At 58.2% G+C, this 457-nt stretch carries 1 pseudogene; it reads left to right on the forward strand.

The features are described from left to right. A pseudogene (locus tag RVY79_RS17375) lies at positions 1-457 on the forward strand (hypothetical protein); the annotation flags it as partial.

A 457-nucleotide genomic window follows, 5' to 3' on the forward strand; every position in this document is an offset into this window, starting at 1 on the left:
AGGTGTTGCAGCAGTTCAGGCAGCGCAGACCGGGCACTTGGTCTTCGGCTCGCTCCACGTTCTTGATCCGTTCGAACTGATTGGTCGCCTGCAAATGCTCGACCACACGCTGCTTTCCAAGGAGTTGATGTGCAACCACAAAATCATCGCGGGTTTCATGGGGCAGCGGATGGTTCCCGTGCTGTGCACGGAGTGTCGGGAGCCATTGGCCAAACATCTCGACGCAATGCCGGGAATTCTGCTCGACCGCATCAAAACCTGGGGAAACATCGAACAGGTCCATGTGCGGGGAAAGGGATGTCCGCACTGCTTCGGCCGGCAAATCCGCGGGCGTGAGGCAGTTGCAGAGGTTGTCCTTAGCACCGAAGAGCTGATGGAAGACTTCCTCAGGGGGACGTCGTTGGCACGTCGAAATCACCGCCTGCGTGAGGGCTCCGACAAATCCATGCTCGGCAAT

The organism is Chromohalobacter sp. HP20-39, assembly GCF_033052815.1.
Classification (GTDB): Bacteria; Pseudomonadota; Gammaproteobacteria; order Pseudomonadales; family Halomonadaceae; genus Chromohalobacter.